This window comes from Mycobacterium venezuelense, from assembly GCF_054919535.1.
The window spans coordinates 18,707-35,690 of sequence record NZ_JBONDW010000024.1 but is presented as its reverse complement, the minus strand read 5'-3'; the positions used below and the strand labels follow the sequence as shown (position 1 = coordinate 35,690).

The following is a 16,984-nucleotide window of genomic DNA, read 5'->3' as shown; positions in this document are numbered from 1 at the left end:
TGTTGGCCAGCTCAAACCGAAGGCGGCGCGCTTAATGTCCAAGCCCACCCCTCCCCGTCTCCAGAAAGCCAAAGCGGCCGCAGTCACCGCGGCCGTCGTCGCGACGACCGCTGCGCTCACCGCCGGGGCCGCCTCCCAGGCACCCGAGGCCTACTTGGCTCACAAACGGACGGTCGAGGCCGAGGTTGCGTTGGCGGCTGCGCCTCAATTGCCCGCGGTGCCCGACATCGTCGGCCTCTACGGCGTGGGTCCGATCTTTTGGGCTGCACAGCTTTTGGGCCTCACCCCGACCGACATCATCGAAGCCGCTGCCGGACTTCTCGGCGGCAGCGAGGTGGCCGGCGTCGTCACCCAGCTCCTGGGGCTGCTCGAGACCCTCTCTCCCATCGAAGCCGGTATCAAGGGCCCACTACCCAGCGATGTGTACAACGCCGTCAACGGTTTGGAATACACCGCATCCGGCCTGTTGGACATGATCGGAGGACCGATCTCGACGATCGTCGGACCGACAGTCTGGAATGCGCTGAAGGGTCTGCTCGACGAGATAATCGAGGAGGCGCCAATCCTCAACCAGCGCAGGGCGGTCATCTTCTCGGAGAGCCTTGGCGGGCTGACGACCTCCCTCGCCTACCGAGACATGATCAAGGCAGTCCAATCCAACAGCGAGGACTGGGGTGTCGGAGTTACCGGCCAATGGTTGATCTTCTTCAACAATCCCAGCCGTCCCGGCGGCGGTCTGTTCGCATTAGCGACACCGATCACCAACTTGTTCGGGCTGAATCTTTCGACGCCGCCGGCCGGCAGCTACACCAACGAGGATGCCGACGGTGACATCACCAAGGTCCTCAACACCTCGATCCTCGACATCACCTGGGCTTACAACATCCTGTCGGACGCACCGACGACGCTGAATCCGTTGGCGTGGGCCAACGCGGCGACAGGCGCGGTGTTCCTGACCTACCTGCTCCCGAGCGAGGGCAACAACATCGGGAGTCACGTGGTGCCGTTGGCACTCCTCGGTATTGCCGACGGATTGAAGGTGATGCTCGATCCGACGGGTGGCCAAGGTCTAGAACTCGTGCCGCTTTGGGACGAGATCGTCGATATCGCCGATGCAATCGACTTCCTGAACCTGGGTCTCGATGAGGCTCTCGAGGCCATCGCGGACGCCAGCAAGTTCCCCGGCACGGCCACGTACATCACTTATGACTCAGGCAATCTCCCGTTGCTCGAGCCGTTCCGGATGGTGCCGCGGCTTCTCAGCTTGCTCCCCGGCGTCGATATCCCCACGCCGATCACCGACAGTTTCGAAGACGCGCTGCGAATGATGGTCAACATGGGCTATCAGGATGTCGACCCTGTGACGCTGGAGCGCGGCTTCGACATGGCGGGTGAGCAAGCGTATTTCTATGATTCGCCGCTCACTCCGACGCAGAAGCTCGCCGCCAGGCAGACGATCTTCAATGCGTTGATCGACGGTATCCAGGACAACGCCTTGGATCCGGCAAAATGGACACCGACGCTCCCCGGCGTCGACCTTTCGCCGGTGTTCGAGAATCCGCTCACCGAGACTGCCGCAGCGGCGCTTTCGGCCGCCCTGGAAGCCATCCAGGATGCGGCCAACCCGATGTTCGACGCCGTCGAGACGGGCCTGGCGCCGGTGACGGGCGTGCTCGACCAGGTCGACGCGCAGGTCACCGCGGCCCTCGACAATGTGTTCAAGGTGGACGAGCCGCAACCGGGCGGGCCGGCAAGTCCGCTGTCGGCCAACTCGGTGCCCTCGGACAACAACACGCTACGCACCCTCAATGTGTCGGCCGAGGACGTCGGACCGGTCGTGGAGAAGGCGGATGAGACGATCGAGCCGGAAACCGCAGACGCGCAGACAACGCCCCTCAGCGATGCGCTGAAAGACCTTGGACTCGACAAGGATTCGCTCAAGGAACGCGAGACGCCGAAGGGCCTGAAGAAGATCACGGAGTCATTCAAGGCATCACCAGGCAAACATGCCGCCGATGCAGGCGATCCGGTGAAGAAGTCGGTGCAAGAGACGGTCGAGAAGGTGAAGGACACCGTCGACAAAATGGAGAAGGCCGGCAAGGACGTGGCCAAGACGGTCGAGAAGGCCGCCAACGACGCCAAAGACTCGGTGTCGAAGAAGCAGGCCAAGGACACTTCGAAAGACAAAGCGGCGGCCTAGCCGTAAAGATTTCGTCTGAATCGAGGAGACCTACACCCACGTTTCCATCGAGGCGTGGACGATGAGCACATGAGCGAACGCCCGCGCCATCGCGCAATGTGGTTGGCGGTCGCACTCGTCACGGTGGGAGCGTCGGGCTGTGGCAGCCCCGCGTCCGAGGCTCCTTTCCCATCCGCGGACGAACAATGCCCCGGTTCGGAGTTCGCCGTCGAGCAATTCACCGGTGACTGGCAGGAACAGGGCAGCCCGACGACGCTCTCGCTAGGCGCCCACGGTGAGTTGAAATCCGACACCGACGGTGTAACCGAGTTGGGCACTTGGCAATTCACGCAATGGGATAACACCCCGGTGAAAGACCGCCAACTCGAATCCGCTGCCGACGTGTGTGTGCTGTGGTTGCACTGGGCCGACGTCGCAGATGATCAGGACTTCGTCTACGTACCGCTCAAGGTCGACAAGGATCGGATGGAACTGAGTTACGTCGGCCGGGGCAACACACTTGTCTGGCTACGCTCGCCGGTCAGCCAGTGATCGACTGACCGAAGCGCCTGACAGCATCGGCGATGCGTCGGTAGCGTGGCGCACATGCCACGCACTGTGCTCGTCACTGGAGCGACCGGCACCCTTGGTCACCATGTAGTGCCCGAGGCGACCGAAGCCGGTCATCACGTCAAGGCGCTGAGCCGCCGTGATCGGGTGGGCTACACCGGAGTGCACTGGCAGCGCGGTGATCTGATGGCCGCCGGCGGGTTGGATGGTGCGCTCGCCGGCGTCGACGTCGTCGTGCACTGTGCTACCCAGCCCACAGGGAGTAAGGACGTCACGGCCACCCGCAACCTGATCGAGGCCGCGCGCCGCGCCGGCGTCGGTCACGTCATCTACATCTCGATCGTCGGGATCGACGATATTCCGTTGCCGTATTACAAGACCAAGTTGCGAGTGGAGCAGTTACTGGCTTCGTCGGGTTTGGGCTACACCGTGCTGCGCGCGACGCAGTTCCACGAGCTAATCGAAATGGTCTTCGCGGTCCAGCGGTTCTCCCCCGTTTTGTGGGCGCTGCGCGACGTGAGATTCCAGCCGATCGACACCCGCGATGTCGCGCGCCGGCTGGTCGAGTTAATCGATACAGAACCGGCGGGACGCGTCGCGGATATAGGCGGACCGGAGGTTCGCCCTCACTCAGAATTGGGACACTTGTATCTCTCAGCGCACAATAGCGGGCGGCACGTGGTCAGTTTCACGATGCCGGGACGCATCGTTGCGGGTTACAGGTCTGGAGCCAATCTGACCCCGCAGAACAGCGTTGGAACCACAACTTTCCAGGATTATCTGGATTCCACCGCATAAACTTTGGCGTCCTAGTGGGTTCGCCGCGTCAAGGTATCGCCAGAGTTCGGCCATCGGCCTTGCATGTGCCAGCGATAGTCGTAGGCTCATCAGTGATGAGCACTTCAGCGTCGCAGAATGGATCGTTGCGGGCTGCTGACACCGATCGAATTCAGGTGGCGCAGCTGCTCACTGATGCTGCCGCTGCGGGCCGGCTGCCAATGGCCGAATACGAGGACCGGCTGGCAAAGGCCTATTCGGCTGAGACCTACGGCGATCTCGCCCGAATAAGCGCGGACCTGCCGGGTGCCGTCAACTATTCACGCGGCGCCGGTCGCCCCTGCCCTTCGACCCTGCTGCTGGCGATCATGAGTGGTTTCGAGCGTCGCGGCCGCTGGAACGTTCCGAAGAAACTGACGACGTTCGCACTCTTCGGTGGCGGCGTGGTCGATCTGCGGTACGCCGACTTCACCGCCACCGACGTCGAGATCCGCACTTACTCGATCTTTGGCGGGCAGACGATCCTCGTGCCCCCCGAAGTGAATGTGGACGTGGACGGCGTCGGGGTGATGGGGAACTTCGAGCACAACATCAACGGCGAGGGCACGCCCGGTGCTCCCCGTGTTCACATCCGCGGGTTCTCGCTTTGGGGCAGCGTCGGCGTCAAGCGCAAGAAGCGCCGTAAGCAAGTCGACTAGCTCGATACACACGAAAGGGCGGGCCCGAGGGCCCGCCCATCTTTGTTCGAGTTACGTCAGCAGCTGGCGGCTTGAGCGCTCACCTTGGTCTTGGCTGTCGACGTGGTGCAGGTGTTCGACAGCTTCTCCGCCGATCCTGTCTTGGCAGCCTTGGTGTTCCCGCTGAGCACCTTCGGCACGACACCCGGCAGATCCTTCTCGCCCGGCAGCGGGATTCCGGCGGCCTGAGCCTGGTCGTAGTAGTACTTGCCGGCGTTGACGTTCAGCTCGCCCACGACGACACCGTTCTTGCCCGGGGTGATGCCGTCGGTGCTCGTGGTGCCGAAGTTGAGGTGATAGACGCGCCCCAGACCACTGTCATCGAGAGCCTTGTTGACCGGGGTGTTCTGGTTGAAGACGTGATCACCGATGGCCTGTGCGGCACGAACACCCGGCGCGGGGTTGTCCAGCGACGCCCTACCCACGGCGTCGGCGGACGGGTTGCCGGTGTTGGTAGGCACCGCGAACGCCGCGCCCGCCGGGCCGGCCATCGCCAACGCACCGCCTGCGAGAACACCGCCTACCAACGTCCGGGTCCGCACCGACCGCTCGGAGATCTTCCGATGTTTTGCCATGCCCGTTGCCTCTCATGATTGGCGTTGCGCCACAGTCATATTGGGGCCAACGGCGACATTGCCGCTGGCCCGGAGGAAACGTATGGCACCTGGGCAGTTCGCGAAAGATACTGGTAGCGATATTCATTGGGTGTTCGGCCGTCGCTCACGAAATCAGACAGCCAACCCACAGCGACTTCACAAACAGCGAAAACACAACGGCCCCCTCTGTTTTGGAGGGGGCCGTTGTGTTGGCTATTGATTACTCGTCGCCAGAGTCGTTCTTCTTCTCGGCCTTCTTGGTGTCGGCCTTCTTCTCGGTCTTCTTCTCCGACTTGCTTTCCTTCGACCCTGCGTCCTTGGAGTCGGCGTCCTTGGCGCTCGAATCCTTGGTGTCGGCGTCGGAGTCGGCGCTCTCGGACTCGGAATCCTTCGGCGAGGACAGGCCGAGCGATTCGCGAACCTTCTCACGACGCTCCGCGACGCGCGCCTGGAACTTGGCGCGACGCTCTTCGGCCTTCTTCTGAATCTCGTTGGTGGTCTCCTCGACGGCGGTCGCCGTCTTGTCGACCTGCTCCTGAACGGCAGCCGTGGTCTTCTCGATGTTCTCCTGGACCGTGGCAGCGGCGTTCTCGACGTTCTCCTTGAGCGTCGAGGCTGGCGTCTCGGCCTCGTCCACAACCTCGTCCGCCGGGGTGGCCTCAGGCTCGGTCTCAGGCTCGGCCTTCAGCGACACCAGGTTGCCGAGGTTGAGCTTGGCGGAACCCGGATCTTCCGTCGAGGCCTCAGTCGAGGTCTCCTCGGCGCCTTCGACATTGGCGACGAGCGTGGAGAACACGCTCCCTTCCTGTACCTCCGACTGGAGACCTTCGAACGGGTTACCGACGACGTAGTTGAACGCGCCGACAACGCCCTCTTCGAAGAACGCGTCGTTGAGGCCCTTGGTCCACTCACCCAGGGGGGTGTCAGGCAGGTTGTCGTTGATCAGGTTCTGCACAACGAGGGCGGCTCCACCCTCAAACAGATCCTCAACGCGACGGGTCAGGTCGAGACGACCGGTCGGATCGAACTCGTCGATCGTCGCGGCGACGGTGACGGAGGCAATCCGCGCGAACTCGGTGAAGCCAGCCTCGAAGAAGATGTCATCGATCGGGCCCAACGGCAGCAGCTCGTTGCTCAGGTAATACGCGAGACCGGTGAAGCCCTCCAGGCACACAGCGCCGGTTGCGCTGCAGTTGCCGGGATCGGGAACGACGAGAGGATCACCGTCCTCGTTGTAGAACAGATCGCCCTCGTTGAGCGCGCCGGCGGTGGCCGGGACGTATTCGCCGTTCTCGTTCAGGGTGTAGAGGGTGTTGCCCTCGGCGTCGACCAGAAGGGCCGGGTCGCCGTTTTCGTCCACGGCATCAGGAGTGGCTGCGACGAGGTCGCCACTTTCAGGGTCGACAACGAAGGCGGGCTCGGGCACGACACCCTGGTAGTAGTAGCCGCCGTAACCCTCGAAGAAGGAATCCCAAGCGCCCTCCAGGCTGACCGCCAACAGGTTGTACTGTTCGACAGTCAGCGTCTTGGTGGCTGGCGCCGGCGCGGCGGACGGTGCCGCAACCGCGACTTCCTCATTCGGAACGAACAGCGACGGGGTCGCGGCAACCACCGCGGCTGCGCTGAGAAGCGCGGCGCCGGTGGTGATGTATGGCTTGAGTGCCATGCAGTACTCCCTGGGGGACGGGGCGACAGTGGATTAAGCGCTTCGACTGACGCAACTTAGAAGTTCCTGAGAGATCGTAAAGGCAAGTTTGCCCCCCGGCAAGCCGAAATCGCGCACGGTTTCGACTGCCGTCCGAGCCTCAAAAACCCCATCCGCCTTTGGAAGCGGGCCAGGGCCACTTATGTCCGTGGCTCGGGTTTCCCCAAGAAATCCAGGGAAACTCCCTCCACTAACCACATCCCTTTTATTGCGGCAACCACCTCCTGTTGTCCGACAGGTTAATTTCGTGCTGGGATCGATCGCGATCGCCGATCTGGCAACGGATCAGCCAGCGGCAATGTTTGCCAGGCACTGCTGCTCGTCATGCAGTTCAGCGGCTACTCGCCGTCGTCGCTCCCCTGCTCGGAACCCTCGGTCTGCCCGTCATTCGACTTTCCGCCGTTCCCGAATCGATCACGAAGCTTCTTCAAGCCATCACCGGGTTTCCATCCGGGTTTGGCTTCTTCGGAACCAGACGTTCCGCCACCGGTCAGATCGGTGTCATCCGAGTTCTTTGGCGAGAAGTTCAACGACTCACGGATTTTCTCCCGCTGATCGGCGACCGCTTCACGGAAGTCGGCAATTCCTTCCTGCACCCGCGCACCGAAGGTGGATGGCGCCTGCTCCTCCTGGCCCGCAGGAGTGGGTAACTCGGTCGCAGCTTCGGTTCCCGTTTTTTCAGCGGGCGAGGACGGGCGAGGCACAAACCGTTCGACCAGATTCTTGGGCGTCGGCAATTGGAAACTACCGGCCGCGGGATTGTCTGTCTGGTTCGCACCGAAGAGTCCTGACGCTGCCAATCGTCGAGGCTCGGGCTCAAGCGTTGAGTCCATCGTGGTCGGCGGGAAACCACCGCTCAGGAAGGTATCGATCAGCAGCCGCGCCACCCCGACAAACCCACCCGGACTGTCCTCCTCCGGATACCCACCGAAGAAGAACGTGTCGCTAATCGCAGTCGGTAACGAATTCAACCCAAAGATCGCGATAGTCACACCATTGACCAAGCTGCCAACGACTTGGGTGATCCCACCGTCAAAGAAATCGTCCACCACGTCCTGCAACGAGGTCGGTGGCACGCCAATGATGTCCGGCGGCAACGCCGTCGGCGTCACACCCGGCGAAGCAGCGGCGGCCAACGCCGTCGGCGGGAAACCACCGCTCAGGAAGGTATCGATCAGCAGCCGCGCCACCCCGACAAACCCACCCGGACTGTCCTCCTCCGGATACCCACCGAAGAAGAACGTGTCGCTAATCGCAGTCGGTAACGAATTCAACCCAAAGATCGCGATAGTCACACCATTGACCAAGCTGCCAACGACTTGGGTGATCCCACCGTCAAAGAAATCGTCCACCACGTCCTGCAACGAGGTCGGTGGCACGCCAATGATGTCCGGCGGCAACGCCGTCGGCGTCACACCCGGCGAAGCAGCGGCGGCCAACGCCGTCGGCGGGAAACCACCGCTCAGGAAGGTATCGATCAGCAGCCGCGCCACCCCGACAAACCCACCCGGACTGTCCTCCTCCGGATACCCACCGAAGAAGAACGTGTCGCTAATCGCAGTCGGTAACGAATTCAACCCAAAGATCGCGATAGTCACACCATTGACCAAGCTGCCAACGACTTGGGTGATCCCACCGTCAAAGAAATCGTCCACCACGTCCTGCAACGAGGTCGGTGGCACGCCAATGATGTCCGGCGGCAACGCCGTCGGCGTCACACCCGGCGAAGCAGCGGCGGCCAACGCCGTCGGCGGGAAACCACCGCTCAGGAAGGTATCGATCAGCAGCCGCGCCACCCCGACAAACCCACCCGGACTGTCCTCCTCCGGATACCCACCGAAGAAGAACGTGTCGCTAATCGCAGTCGGTAACGAATTCAACCCAAAGATCGCGATAGTCACACCATTGACCAAGCTGCCAATGACGAGAGTGAACCCACCATCGAAGAAGTAGTCAACCAACTGCTGTAACGACGTAGGAGGCAAAGTGACGTCCGGAGGCAACGCCATCGGCGTGACCACCGCGCCGGCTACGGAAGACGCGCCGTTCGCGCCAGCGAGAATGGAAACGGTCCGTAAAGCTCGTGCGAAGTCCTCGCTCGGGGCGCTCACCGATCGTGCCGATCGTGCCGATCGGAGAAGGTCCGTCTGGGCAGCAGTCAGCTCGGTCTGAACGTCTGCGGCAACCTGCAGATCCCGCGGAGTAAGCGGCGGCGCAATCACTGGTGTCGCGGCAACGATGGCGCCTGCGCCAACAAGAGCTGCGACGCTCGTCGTTATACCCGGCCGAAATGCCATGGACCCGTCCCCCTTATTGGAAAACAATGATTTGTAGCGAGAAACCTACGCCGCAATCGGAGGGAAACTATGCGTTTGCCACGAATGTTCACCTAGATCTTGAAAACCGAGGCTTCAAACACTGAACGTGCGTCCCATCTGGAACAACTGTCGCTGTAGTGCCAATTTCTGACGAGTTGGCGTTATTCAAGATCAATAGCTGAGACACCCTTAGCAACTAATTGACTAATCAATAGTTGCTAACGAAAACAGCGATGAAGGCAATTCATCACGAAAGTACAAGTACTCCAATGCCATTGCGAAGAACGCAGACCGTCGGCTGCGAGAACCTCGGATCTTCTCAGTCTTCAGCCGGTTGGTCAGAGGGCTCCGGCGATTCGGCGGGCGACGACGGCCGCTCATGTCGCCCAGTGCTGACCCGCTCGACCATTTCGCGAACACCCTCGAGCGCCGACTTGACCATCGCCGCCCCCGACCTCCGTGGCCTGTCATCGCGCGATGGCTTCGGTGAGAAGTCGAGACTCTTGCGCACGAGCGGCCGCGTGACTGTCGATGGGTCGCTGTCTCCCCGAAGAATTTCGACACCCTCGTCGACGCCGGCCTTGAACTCGTTGACGAATCGCTCGGTTTCCTCCCTCGTCGGCACAAGGCGGGCCGACACGTACTTGTCGGGGTTGGCCAATGGATCGTTGTCGGGATATCCGTAGTCGACGGCGGCGCGCAGCGCAGGTGTCACCGCGTCCGCCAACCGATTGCCCGGCTCACCGAACGCCCGCAGTGGTGCCACGAGTGGGAGGTTCGTCGACTCGTAGCCCACGTAAGTGGTGTCGTCGACGCGACTGATCCGGACCGTCTGACCGTCGGCCATGGTGCGTTCGATCGTCCCGCCGGAGTCCAGCCTCGCTTCGCACGTGGCGTCGCAGTCGCGCACCTGCCCGTCCGCATCGATCGGGAAATCGAGGCTCTCCTGATTGAGTCGCCGCTCGAAGTAGGCCATCAACGAGTTCGCCATCGCCGGCGCGTTCCAAAGGTAGGCCGGGATGTTGGAGTTGATGTCGTACTCGTAGACCACGTTCACGACAGGCACGCCAGGATCGGTCGGCGTCGGGATCGGGTTCACGCCGATCACCGCGAACGCCGGCAGCCGGGTTCCGAATCCGCCGTTGGGACTGGCGACGTTGTTGTCGAGGACATAGAGATTGGGGCCGGCGAGCACTGGGTCGTTCGTCGCTTTGAGGTAACTCAGCAGCAGGCTCGTGTTGGCCGCACCCCACCCCGACGAAAGCACGACGTTGTCGTCGTCATCCCGGTTGTCGTGGATCGCGCGATAGATCCCGGGTGGTCCGGTGAAGAAGTTGGCGACGACGGTTTCACCCGGCCCCTGCTGATAGAGCCCGCCGTAGAAATCCTCGACGCCGTCGCCGCTCGGGTTGGTCGAACTCGCGCCGATGATGAGCGCCGCCAACTGCACGGCCGCCACGGGCTGAGTGACGCCAAGTGCGGCGACCATCGTCAACGCCACGCCGCCCAGGACTGATGCCGTGCGCTTCGCCATCCCCATGCCTTTCATCAGACTGAGCAGAAACTACCGGACCCCGCGACAACCGCGCGCCGCTACAGCAACTTCATCGAGAGAATCCTCACTGAATCAACGACCAAATACTCGTACATCTCGATATGAGGGCAACGTGGGCGCCGGGTCTCGCGCACGCTACGCAGGCCGCAACTCCTTGGCGTACAGGGGCTTTCCGGTTGCATCGCACAAATTCACCGTCAGCGCCCGGGAGTCCGAGTCGATCACCACCTCGCCGAAATGCTGAAACCCCTCAGCCGGGGACGTGTTCTTCTCCGTCGGCGCGTGCACGAACTCGTATTGCGCGCCGAACGTGCCGTCGAGCGGGCTCTCCGGGAACGCACCGGCATTGAGCGGCCCGGACACGAACTCCCAGAAGGGTGCGAAGTCGCTGAACCCCGCCTGGTCGGGGTGGTATGAGATCGCCGCCGTGTAGTGCACGTCGGCCGTGACGAAGACGATGTTTCGAACGTCTTTGGTCTCGGACAGGATGCGGGAGAACGCGATTTCGCGCCCCAGCGGTCGGCCGTTCTCACCTTGCGCGACAGCCTCCATCGATTTGGGACCGTCGACGGGATCGGTCGCCGAATCCGGCACCACGATGCTGATCGGCAGGTCGTTCGCGACCACCTTCCAGACCGCCTTCGACTGCCGCAGGCCGTCGATCAGCCACTGCGTCTGTTCCCGTCCGAGGACGCCGCCGTCGTCGGTTTGCGCCCACGCCTGCGTGTTCGGGTTCTTGTAGGACCGCATGTCCAGAACGAAGACGTCGAGCAGAGGGCCGTAGGAGACCTTGCGGTGCAGGCGGCCGTCGATGGCTTCCGAGGGCTCGACCGGCTGCCATTCGCGCCACGCCTGATAGGCGTAGCCGGCGAGCTTGTCGGCGTCGGTCTCCGTGTAGCCCTTGCGATTCTGCCCGGCGAGCGATTCGCCGGGGAACCAGTTGTTCACCACCTCATGGTCATCCCACTGAACCAACTGCGGGACGGTGGCATTGAAGCGGCGGTAGTGCTCGTCGCTGAGGTTGTATGCGTAGTTGCCGCGGAAGTCTTCGAGCGTCTGGGCCACGTGCTCCTTGGGCGGCGCCGTGACGCTCGCGTACACGCGGCCGTCATTCTGCTCCTGGGTCGCAGGCACCGGATTGTCGGCATAGATCGCATCGCCGGAGTGCACGAAGAAGTCCGGATTGCGGTCGGCCATCGCACCGAAGATCGCCATACCGCCCTGCCGGTTGATGCCCCAGCCCTGGCCGACGACATCTCCCGACCAGACGAACTTGATGTCTTGCGGTTGTGCGGGAACGGTTTTGAAGACGCCTGCCACCGGTTCGGATGAGGCGCCGTTCTCACCTTCCAGCGTCACGCGGTAATGAACGGTCTGCCCCGGCTCAAGACCGGTGATGCGCACGCGCCCGGTTCCGTCGGTCGCCGGCGTCAACTGCGGCCCCTCGATCCGCGTGGGATTTGAGAATGACTCGGTGGCCGAGGTCTCGACGATCATCCGGGCGGTGGCGTCCGAACGGGCCCACACCAGCGCACCGTCGGTTCGCGGGTCGCCGGTGGCGACGCCGTGGGTCAAACGGGGACGGTTCGTGATCAGACCGGTGGTGGTCTGCGGTCCACCCGTTGCCGCGGTGCCACACGCCTGTAACGCGGCCGCGGCGGGGACCAGCAGGGCACCGGCGAGGGACGCACGGAGCAGGGTGCGACGGGGCAGCATCGGTCGACGATCGGTAGAGGCCATGCGCGCCAGCGTGCGGCGTCTCGGCGACGCGATGGCCAACACGCGGTTAGGGGAAGACCCAACTGCCGGTGTCGCATTGGTGAATCGATCGTCTATGAGTGTGATCTAGCGCACAATTGGGTTACTGCTCGTTCAACTTGGGGGTGTCAGATGGTCCGAACACACACGGTCGTCGCGGGGGAAACACTCTCAGCATTGGCGCTGCGCTTCTACGGCGAAGCCGAACTGTATCCGCTGATCGCAACCGCGAGCGGGGTCGCCAATCCGAATGTGGTCAATGTCGGCCAACAGTTGGTCTTTCCCGACTTCACGCGATACACCGCCGCCGCGGGCGACACTCTGTCGGCAGTGGCTCAGCGGTTCTACGGCGACGCCTCACTCGCACGGTTCGTCGCAGGCGCCAGCGGCATCAACACATCCGCATCCCTGACGGCCGGGCAGCGGTTGATCATCCCGGATATCGCGCGGCACAGGGTCGTGGCAGGGGACACGCTGGCCGCGTTGGCGGCGCGGTTCTACGGCAACGCCTCGTTCTATCCCCTGCTCGCCACGGTCAATGGAATCGCCAACCCCGATGTCATCAATGTCGGGCAGACGCTCGTCGTATTCACCGGGCGCAGTGATGGATTCGGGCTGCGGATCGTCGATCGCAACGAGAACGATCCTCGCCTGTGGTACTACCGGCTCCAGACCGCGGCGGTGGGCTGGAACCCGGGCGTCAACGTACTGCTTCCCGACGACTACCGCACCAGCGGACGCACCTACCCCGTCCTGTTCATGTTCCATGGCGGCGGGCCCGACGCGGATTTCCGCAGCTTCGACTTCATGGGAATCCGGGACTGGACGGCGGGCAAGCCGATCATCGTCGTGATGCCCGACGGCGGACACGCAGGCTGGTATTCCAACCCTGTCAGCTCGTTCGTCGGCCCCAGGAATTGGGAGACATTCCACATCGCCCAACTGCTGCCGTGGATCGACGCGAACTTCCGGACCTTCGCCGAGTACGACGGTCGTGCGGTGTGTGGATTCTCGATGGGTGGCTTCGGTGCACTGAAGTACGCGGCCAAGTACTTCGGCCATTTCGCTTCGGTGAGCAGCCATTCGGGACCGGCCAGCCTGCGCCGCGACTTCGGCCTCGTCGTGCACTGGGCGAACATCACCTCCGCAGTCCTGGACCTCGCCGGCGGCACCGTGTACGGCGCACCGTTCTGGGATCAGGCCAGGGTCAGTGCCGACAATCCAGTCGAGCGGATCGAGAGTTACCGCAACAAGAGAATTTTCCTCGTCGCCGGGACGAGCCCCGACCCACTCAACTGGTTCGACAGTGTGAATGAGACGCAGGTGCTTGCCGGTCAACGTGAGTTCCGGGAACGCCTGGGTCAGGCCGGTATCCCGCACGAAGGGCACGAGGTGCCCGGCGGCCACGTCTTCCGGCCCGACATGTTCATCCGTGACCTCGACGGCATCATCGCCAGGCTTCGCCGCGCCGAAATAACCAGGACCACAGAAGAATTCGTCTAGGCTTTAATTTCCCGAAGGGTCGCACTGACGGTCCTGGCATCGGCGAACGCCGCGAACATGTCATCGCCGGGCAGTTCGAAACCGTTTGCGGCATAGACCTCTTCGAGTGTCTGTGACGTCACATCCCAGCCGTATGCGCTCAGGTATTCGGTTACATCGCTCCGCTCGCCCGCATAGACGAGGTCGGACAACTGACCGTCGAAGCCGAATCGGTGAAACCCGTCTGAAACGCGTCGTGCCCGGCTGTCGGAGAACGCCGCGGCGTCGGGGAGGTATTCGGTGGCGAGACGGCTTCCGGGCGCGCTGAGCTGCGTGATGTTGTCGAACAGCCGGTCCTGAGCCTGCGGCGGCAGGTAGATCAGCAGGCCTTCGGCACTCCACGCGGTCGGCTGGCTTACGTCAAACCCGCTGAGCAGCAATGCCTTCGGCCAGTCGTCACGCAGGTCGATGCTGATGGCCCGGCGATCGGCGGTGGGATCCGCGCCCAACTCTGCCAACGTCTTTGTCTTGAACTCGATGACGGCCGGTTGGTCGATCTCGTAGACGACGGTGCCTGCCGGCCAGTCCAAGCGATAGGCCCGCGTGTCGAGGCCGGAGGCCAGGATCACCGCCTGACGGACGCCCTCGGCTGCCGCTTCGGTGAACAGCTTGTCGAAGAATCGGGTGCGGATTGCCATCGCCTCGGCCGCCTGTGTCAGACCGAATGCGCCGGCGTCCTCGTCGGTGGCGGCATCGAGCATGCGTATCGCGGTCTCCGAGCCGACGGCACGCACCAACGGTTCGGCGTAGGGGTCGTGGATGAGCGGATCCGGACCGCGCGCCGCGATGGCGCGCTGAGCCGCCACCACGGTCGCCGTCGAGCCGACGCTTGATGCCAAATCCCAGCTGTCGTTGTCACTTCGGGTCATCTTGTCCTCCTCCGTAGGTAAGCGCCCGGAATTCCTCGGCGAGCCGCTCGTAGTGGGCGATCACTTTTGCGGCGGCGGCGTCGAGGTGCTTGCGGGCGGGAAAACGTGCGGGTTCGAACGCGCGGCGCAACGTACTCGCCAGCTGGTCGGCTTTCTCGTCCAAGCTGAGGCCCAGCTCGTCGGGCACCATGGGCTCGGCCGCGAAGAACCCGAAGACCGAGGCGGTAAGGGGGTAATGAACATCCTCGGGCCGCAGGTCGGCGGCCAACAACCCGTACTCGTGCACAATGATCAGATACTCGCGCCAGCCGGCGAAATTCGTTGCGCCCATGGCCTTCTGGGCACCATCTGCGACGAGGGCATCAACCGTCTCGACGTCTTGGGTGTAGATCGCCCGCAACACCGGCCGGCTCATCGCCTCCACGAAGATGCGGCGCATCAGCCGATGCGGCGCCACCTCCGCCGCATCGGCGCGCAGCGCCGCGACGACAGCATCCACCATCTCGGCGGTTTCCCGGGTTCCGACGGCCGACAGCATCTGCTCACGTGTCCGCCAGTGCAGGTAGACCGTCCCCTTGCCGACCCCGGCCCGTTTCGCGACCTCGTCGATCCGGATCCGCCGATAGCCCCAGCGCAGCAACAGATCCTTCGCCGTGTCGAGGATCCGGTCGGCACGCTCCTGTCGCGCATCCACACATCCAGCCTTGACCAGAATTCATTTTTGGTCAAGAGTCACGTTGGACATATCCCCACGCTTATCACCGAGACCGACGCAATGGTCGAAGTTGTCGCGGCGGATCGACCACTGCGTCGTTTTCGCGCTCTTTGACGGGTGACGTCCGGCCGCTCAATCCCCGGGATGGTCGAATGGGGGCATGGGCATTTGGACGAGAGGGGCGTTTGTTGTCGGCACCGCGTTGGCCGGGTGCGAGTGGTTGACGTGGCGGGCGTCGAGGGAGGATCTGCCTGCCGAAGGCCTTGACCCGGACCGCGTCGAGGAGGGTGAGGTCATCCTCGTGCTGGGCTGTCCTCGGCCGGCTCTGCACCGGTGGCGCGTACGCATCGCGGTGCGCTCGACGGATCCGACGCGTGCGCGCTTCGTCTTCTCCGGGGGAGCGGTGCGCTCGGAGCTTTCAGAAGCACAGATGATGGCCAACTACGCGGTCGTGACGCTCGGTGTTCCCGCAGCGCACATCGCTCTCGAAGACCAGTCGAGGACGACCGTCGAGAACATCACCAACTCGATACCGCTGATGGTCGACGCGCCGGCGGTCAAGATCGCGTCGAACACCTTTCATGCCCGTCGCGCCCGCCGCATCCTTCGGGCCGAATCACCGGATTTGGCTGCGCGTTTGGTCCGTGCCCGCGATTACCTTCCCGGCGAGTGGGGCTTAGCCCACGCGCTGATGGTGGTCCACGAGGTGCTCCGGCGCCGGGTGGCGCGGCATGCCCGCCCGCGAAACCTACACTCTGGTTGAAAAATCCGTGGCGGGACGACCATTGCGTCGGCTTCGGGAAGTGGGTTTCCAGCCGCGTGACAGCAGCGCTGTGCTTGCCTGCTCCACGATGTCGGCACCGTGGTCTTCTTTGATCACGTGGATCACGTGCCAGCCGAGGCGTTGAAGCGTCCGGCTGACCTGAACATCCAGGACATACTGGCGGCGACTATTGAGGTGCTGCTCGCCGTCATACTCGGCTCCGACTTTGAATTGCTCCCAACACATGTCGATTCGCCGGACGTAGCAACCGCGCTCGTCATGAATTACGAATTGCGTAGTCGGGCGAGGCAGCCCCGCATCGAGGAAGAGTAACCGCAGCCAGGTCTCCCTCGGCGACTCGGCACCGCCGTCGACAAGCGGTAACGCCGCCCGTAGCCGCCGCAGACCACGCGCGCCGCGATGGCGCTTGGCCAACAGCACAACATCTTCGACGGGGAACGGCTTGGCGTTCATCAACGCGTCGAGGCGTTCGACCGCCTTGTCGCGCGAAAGATGGCGGCCGAGGTCGAACGCCGTGCGGGCCGGCGTGGTCACGCGAATGCCTGCGACGTCGGTCACCTCGTCCTCATCGAGGGTCTCGTCGCGGACGATCAGCCCCCGCTGGCGTCGCACGCCTGCGATCACCTCGACGGGAACGTCGTCGTCGACCCACTTCGCCCCATGCACAGCGGATGCGGCCACCCCGGCAATCACCGCGCCGGGCGACGCGAGACCCACGCCGACAATCCGGTCGCGCAGCGACACCTGATACCGGCGCGGGACGTAAATGTCGCGGTACAACGGCCGGTACTGGCTGCGCAGGTGAGCTCTCGTGAGGTGGCCGGCAGCTACGGCAGCACTACCGATGAACGGAATCTCCACATCGTTTGGACGCAGCCA

14 protein-coding genes are annotated in these 16,984 nt (G+C 63.2%); 6 read left to right on the top strand and 8 right to left on the bottom strand.

All coding sequences use genetic code 11. The features are described from left to right. The first annotated feature begins 34 nt into the window (after nucleotides 1-34). The 4 genes from ACRCUN_RS29510 (at nucleotide 35) to ACRCUN_RS29495 (ending at nucleotide 4,224) form a co-directional block, all read left to right on the top strand. The gene (locus ACRCUN_RS29510; RefSeq protein WP_462145173.1) at nucleotides 35-2,200 is read left to right on the top strand and encodes an alpha/beta hydrolase family protein; all 2,166 of its coding nucleotides are present in this window, start codon (nucleotides 35-37) and stop codon (nucleotides 2,198-2,200) included. Nucleotides 2,201-2,269: 69 nt separating this feature from the next. Beyond that, the gene (locus ACRCUN_RS29505; RefSeq protein ID WP_462145172.1) at nucleotides 2,270-2,731 is read left to right on the top strand and encodes a hypothetical protein; all 462 of its coding nucleotides are present in this window, start codon (nucleotides 2,270-2,272) and stop codon (nucleotides 2,729-2,731) included. Between the two features lie 54 nt (nucleotides 2,732-2,785). Further along, nucleotides 2,786-3,547: an SDR family oxidoreductase gene (locus ACRCUN_RS29500; RefSeq protein WP_462145171.1), complete on the top strand. Its 762-nt coding sequence runs from the start codon at nucleotides 2,786-2,788 to the stop codon at nucleotides 3,545-3,547. 95 nt (nucleotides 3,548-3,642) lie between these two features. Beyond that, on the top strand, nucleotides 3,643-4,224 hold the full coding sequence (locus ACRCUN_RS29495; RefSeq protein WP_462145170.1) for a DUF1707 SHOCT-like domain-containing protein: 582 nt from the start codon (nucleotides 3,643-3,645) through the stop codon (nucleotides 4,222-4,224). A 56-nt stretch (nucleotides 4,225-4,280) separates the two neighbouring features. Here the strand turns inward: ACRCUN_RS29495 and ACRCUN_RS29490 are convergent, their stop codons facing one another. The 5 genes from ACRCUN_RS29490 to ACRCUN_RS29470 form a co-directional block, all read right to left on the bottom strand. Beyond that, nucleotides 4,281-4,838, bottom strand: coding sequence for a hypothetical protein (locus tag ACRCUN_RS29490; protein WP_462145169.1), 558 nt, complete (start codon nucleotides 4,836-4,838; stop codon nucleotides 4,281-4,283). Between the two features lie 241 nt (nucleotides 4,839-5,079). Continuing rightward, nucleotides 5,080-6,525 (bottom strand): hypothetical protein, encoded by a 1,446-nt coding sequence (locus tag ACRCUN_RS29485; protein ID WP_462145168.1) that lies wholly within the window; start codon nucleotides 6,523-6,525, stop codon nucleotides 5,080-5,082. A 377-nt stretch (nucleotides 6,526-6,902) separates the two neighbouring features. Further along, nucleotides 6,903-8,861: a hypothetical protein gene (locus ACRCUN_RS29480; protein WP_462145167.1), complete on the bottom strand. Its 1,959-nt coding sequence runs from the start codon at nucleotides 8,859-8,861 to the stop codon at nucleotides 6,903-6,905. 340 nt (nucleotides 8,862-9,201) lie between these two features. Beyond that, a complete protein-coding gene (locus ACRCUN_RS29475; RefSeq protein WP_462145166.1) occupies nucleotides 9,202-10,416 on the bottom strand; it encodes a PE-PPE domain-containing protein in 1,215 nt (404 codons plus the stop codon). A gap of 156 nt (nucleotides 10,417-10,572) precedes the next feature. Then, on the bottom strand, nucleotides 10,573-12,177 hold the full coding sequence (locus tag ACRCUN_RS29470; protein ID WP_462145165.1) for an alkaline phosphatase D family protein: 1,605 nt from the start codon (nucleotides 12,175-12,177) through the stop codon (nucleotides 10,573-10,575). A 150-nt stretch (nucleotides 12,178-12,327) separates the two neighbouring features. Between ACRCUN_RS29470 and ACRCUN_RS29465 the strand changes: the two genes are divergently transcribed. Then, complete coding sequence (locus tag ACRCUN_RS29465) at nucleotides 12,328-13,698, top strand: alpha/beta hydrolase-fold protein (protein WP_462145164.1); 1,371 nt, start codon at nucleotides 12,328-12,330, stop codon at nucleotides 13,696-13,698. Here ACRCUN_RS29465 and ACRCUN_RS29460 read toward each other — a convergent pair. Then, nucleotides 13,695-14,606: a class I SAM-dependent methyltransferase gene (locus ACRCUN_RS29460; RefSeq protein ID WP_462145163.1), complete on the bottom strand. Its 912-nt coding sequence runs from the start codon at nucleotides 14,604-14,606 to the stop codon at nucleotides 13,695-13,697. The genes ACRCUN_RS29465 and ACRCUN_RS29460 overlap by 4 nt on opposite strands. Next, the gene (locus ACRCUN_RS29455; protein WP_462145162.1) at nucleotides 14,593-15,300 is read right to left on the bottom strand and encodes a TetR/AcrR family transcriptional regulator; all 708 of its coding nucleotides are present in this window, start codon (nucleotides 15,298-15,300) and stop codon (nucleotides 14,593-14,595) included. The genes ACRCUN_RS29460 and ACRCUN_RS29455 overlap by 14 nt, the downstream gene beginning before the upstream one ends. Nucleotides 15,301-15,481: 181 nt before the next feature. Here ACRCUN_RS29455 and ACRCUN_RS29450 point away from each other — a divergent pair, with 181 nt between their 5' ends. Next, complete coding sequence (locus tag ACRCUN_RS29450; protein ID WP_462145161.1) at nucleotides 15,482-16,084, top strand: YdcF family protein; 603 nt, start codon at nucleotides 15,482-15,484, stop codon at nucleotides 16,082-16,084. Here ACRCUN_RS29450 and ACRCUN_RS29445 read toward each other — a convergent pair. Continuing rightward, the gene (locus tag ACRCUN_RS29445; RefSeq protein WP_462145160.1) at nucleotides 16,070-16,966 is read right to left on the bottom strand and encodes a type IV toxin-antitoxin system AbiEi family antitoxin; all 897 of its coding nucleotides are present in this window, start codon (nucleotides 16,964-16,966) and stop codon (nucleotides 16,070-16,072) included. The genes ACRCUN_RS29450 and ACRCUN_RS29445 overlap by 15 nt on opposite strands. Between the last annotated feature and the right edge of the window lie 18 nt (nucleotides 16,967-16,984).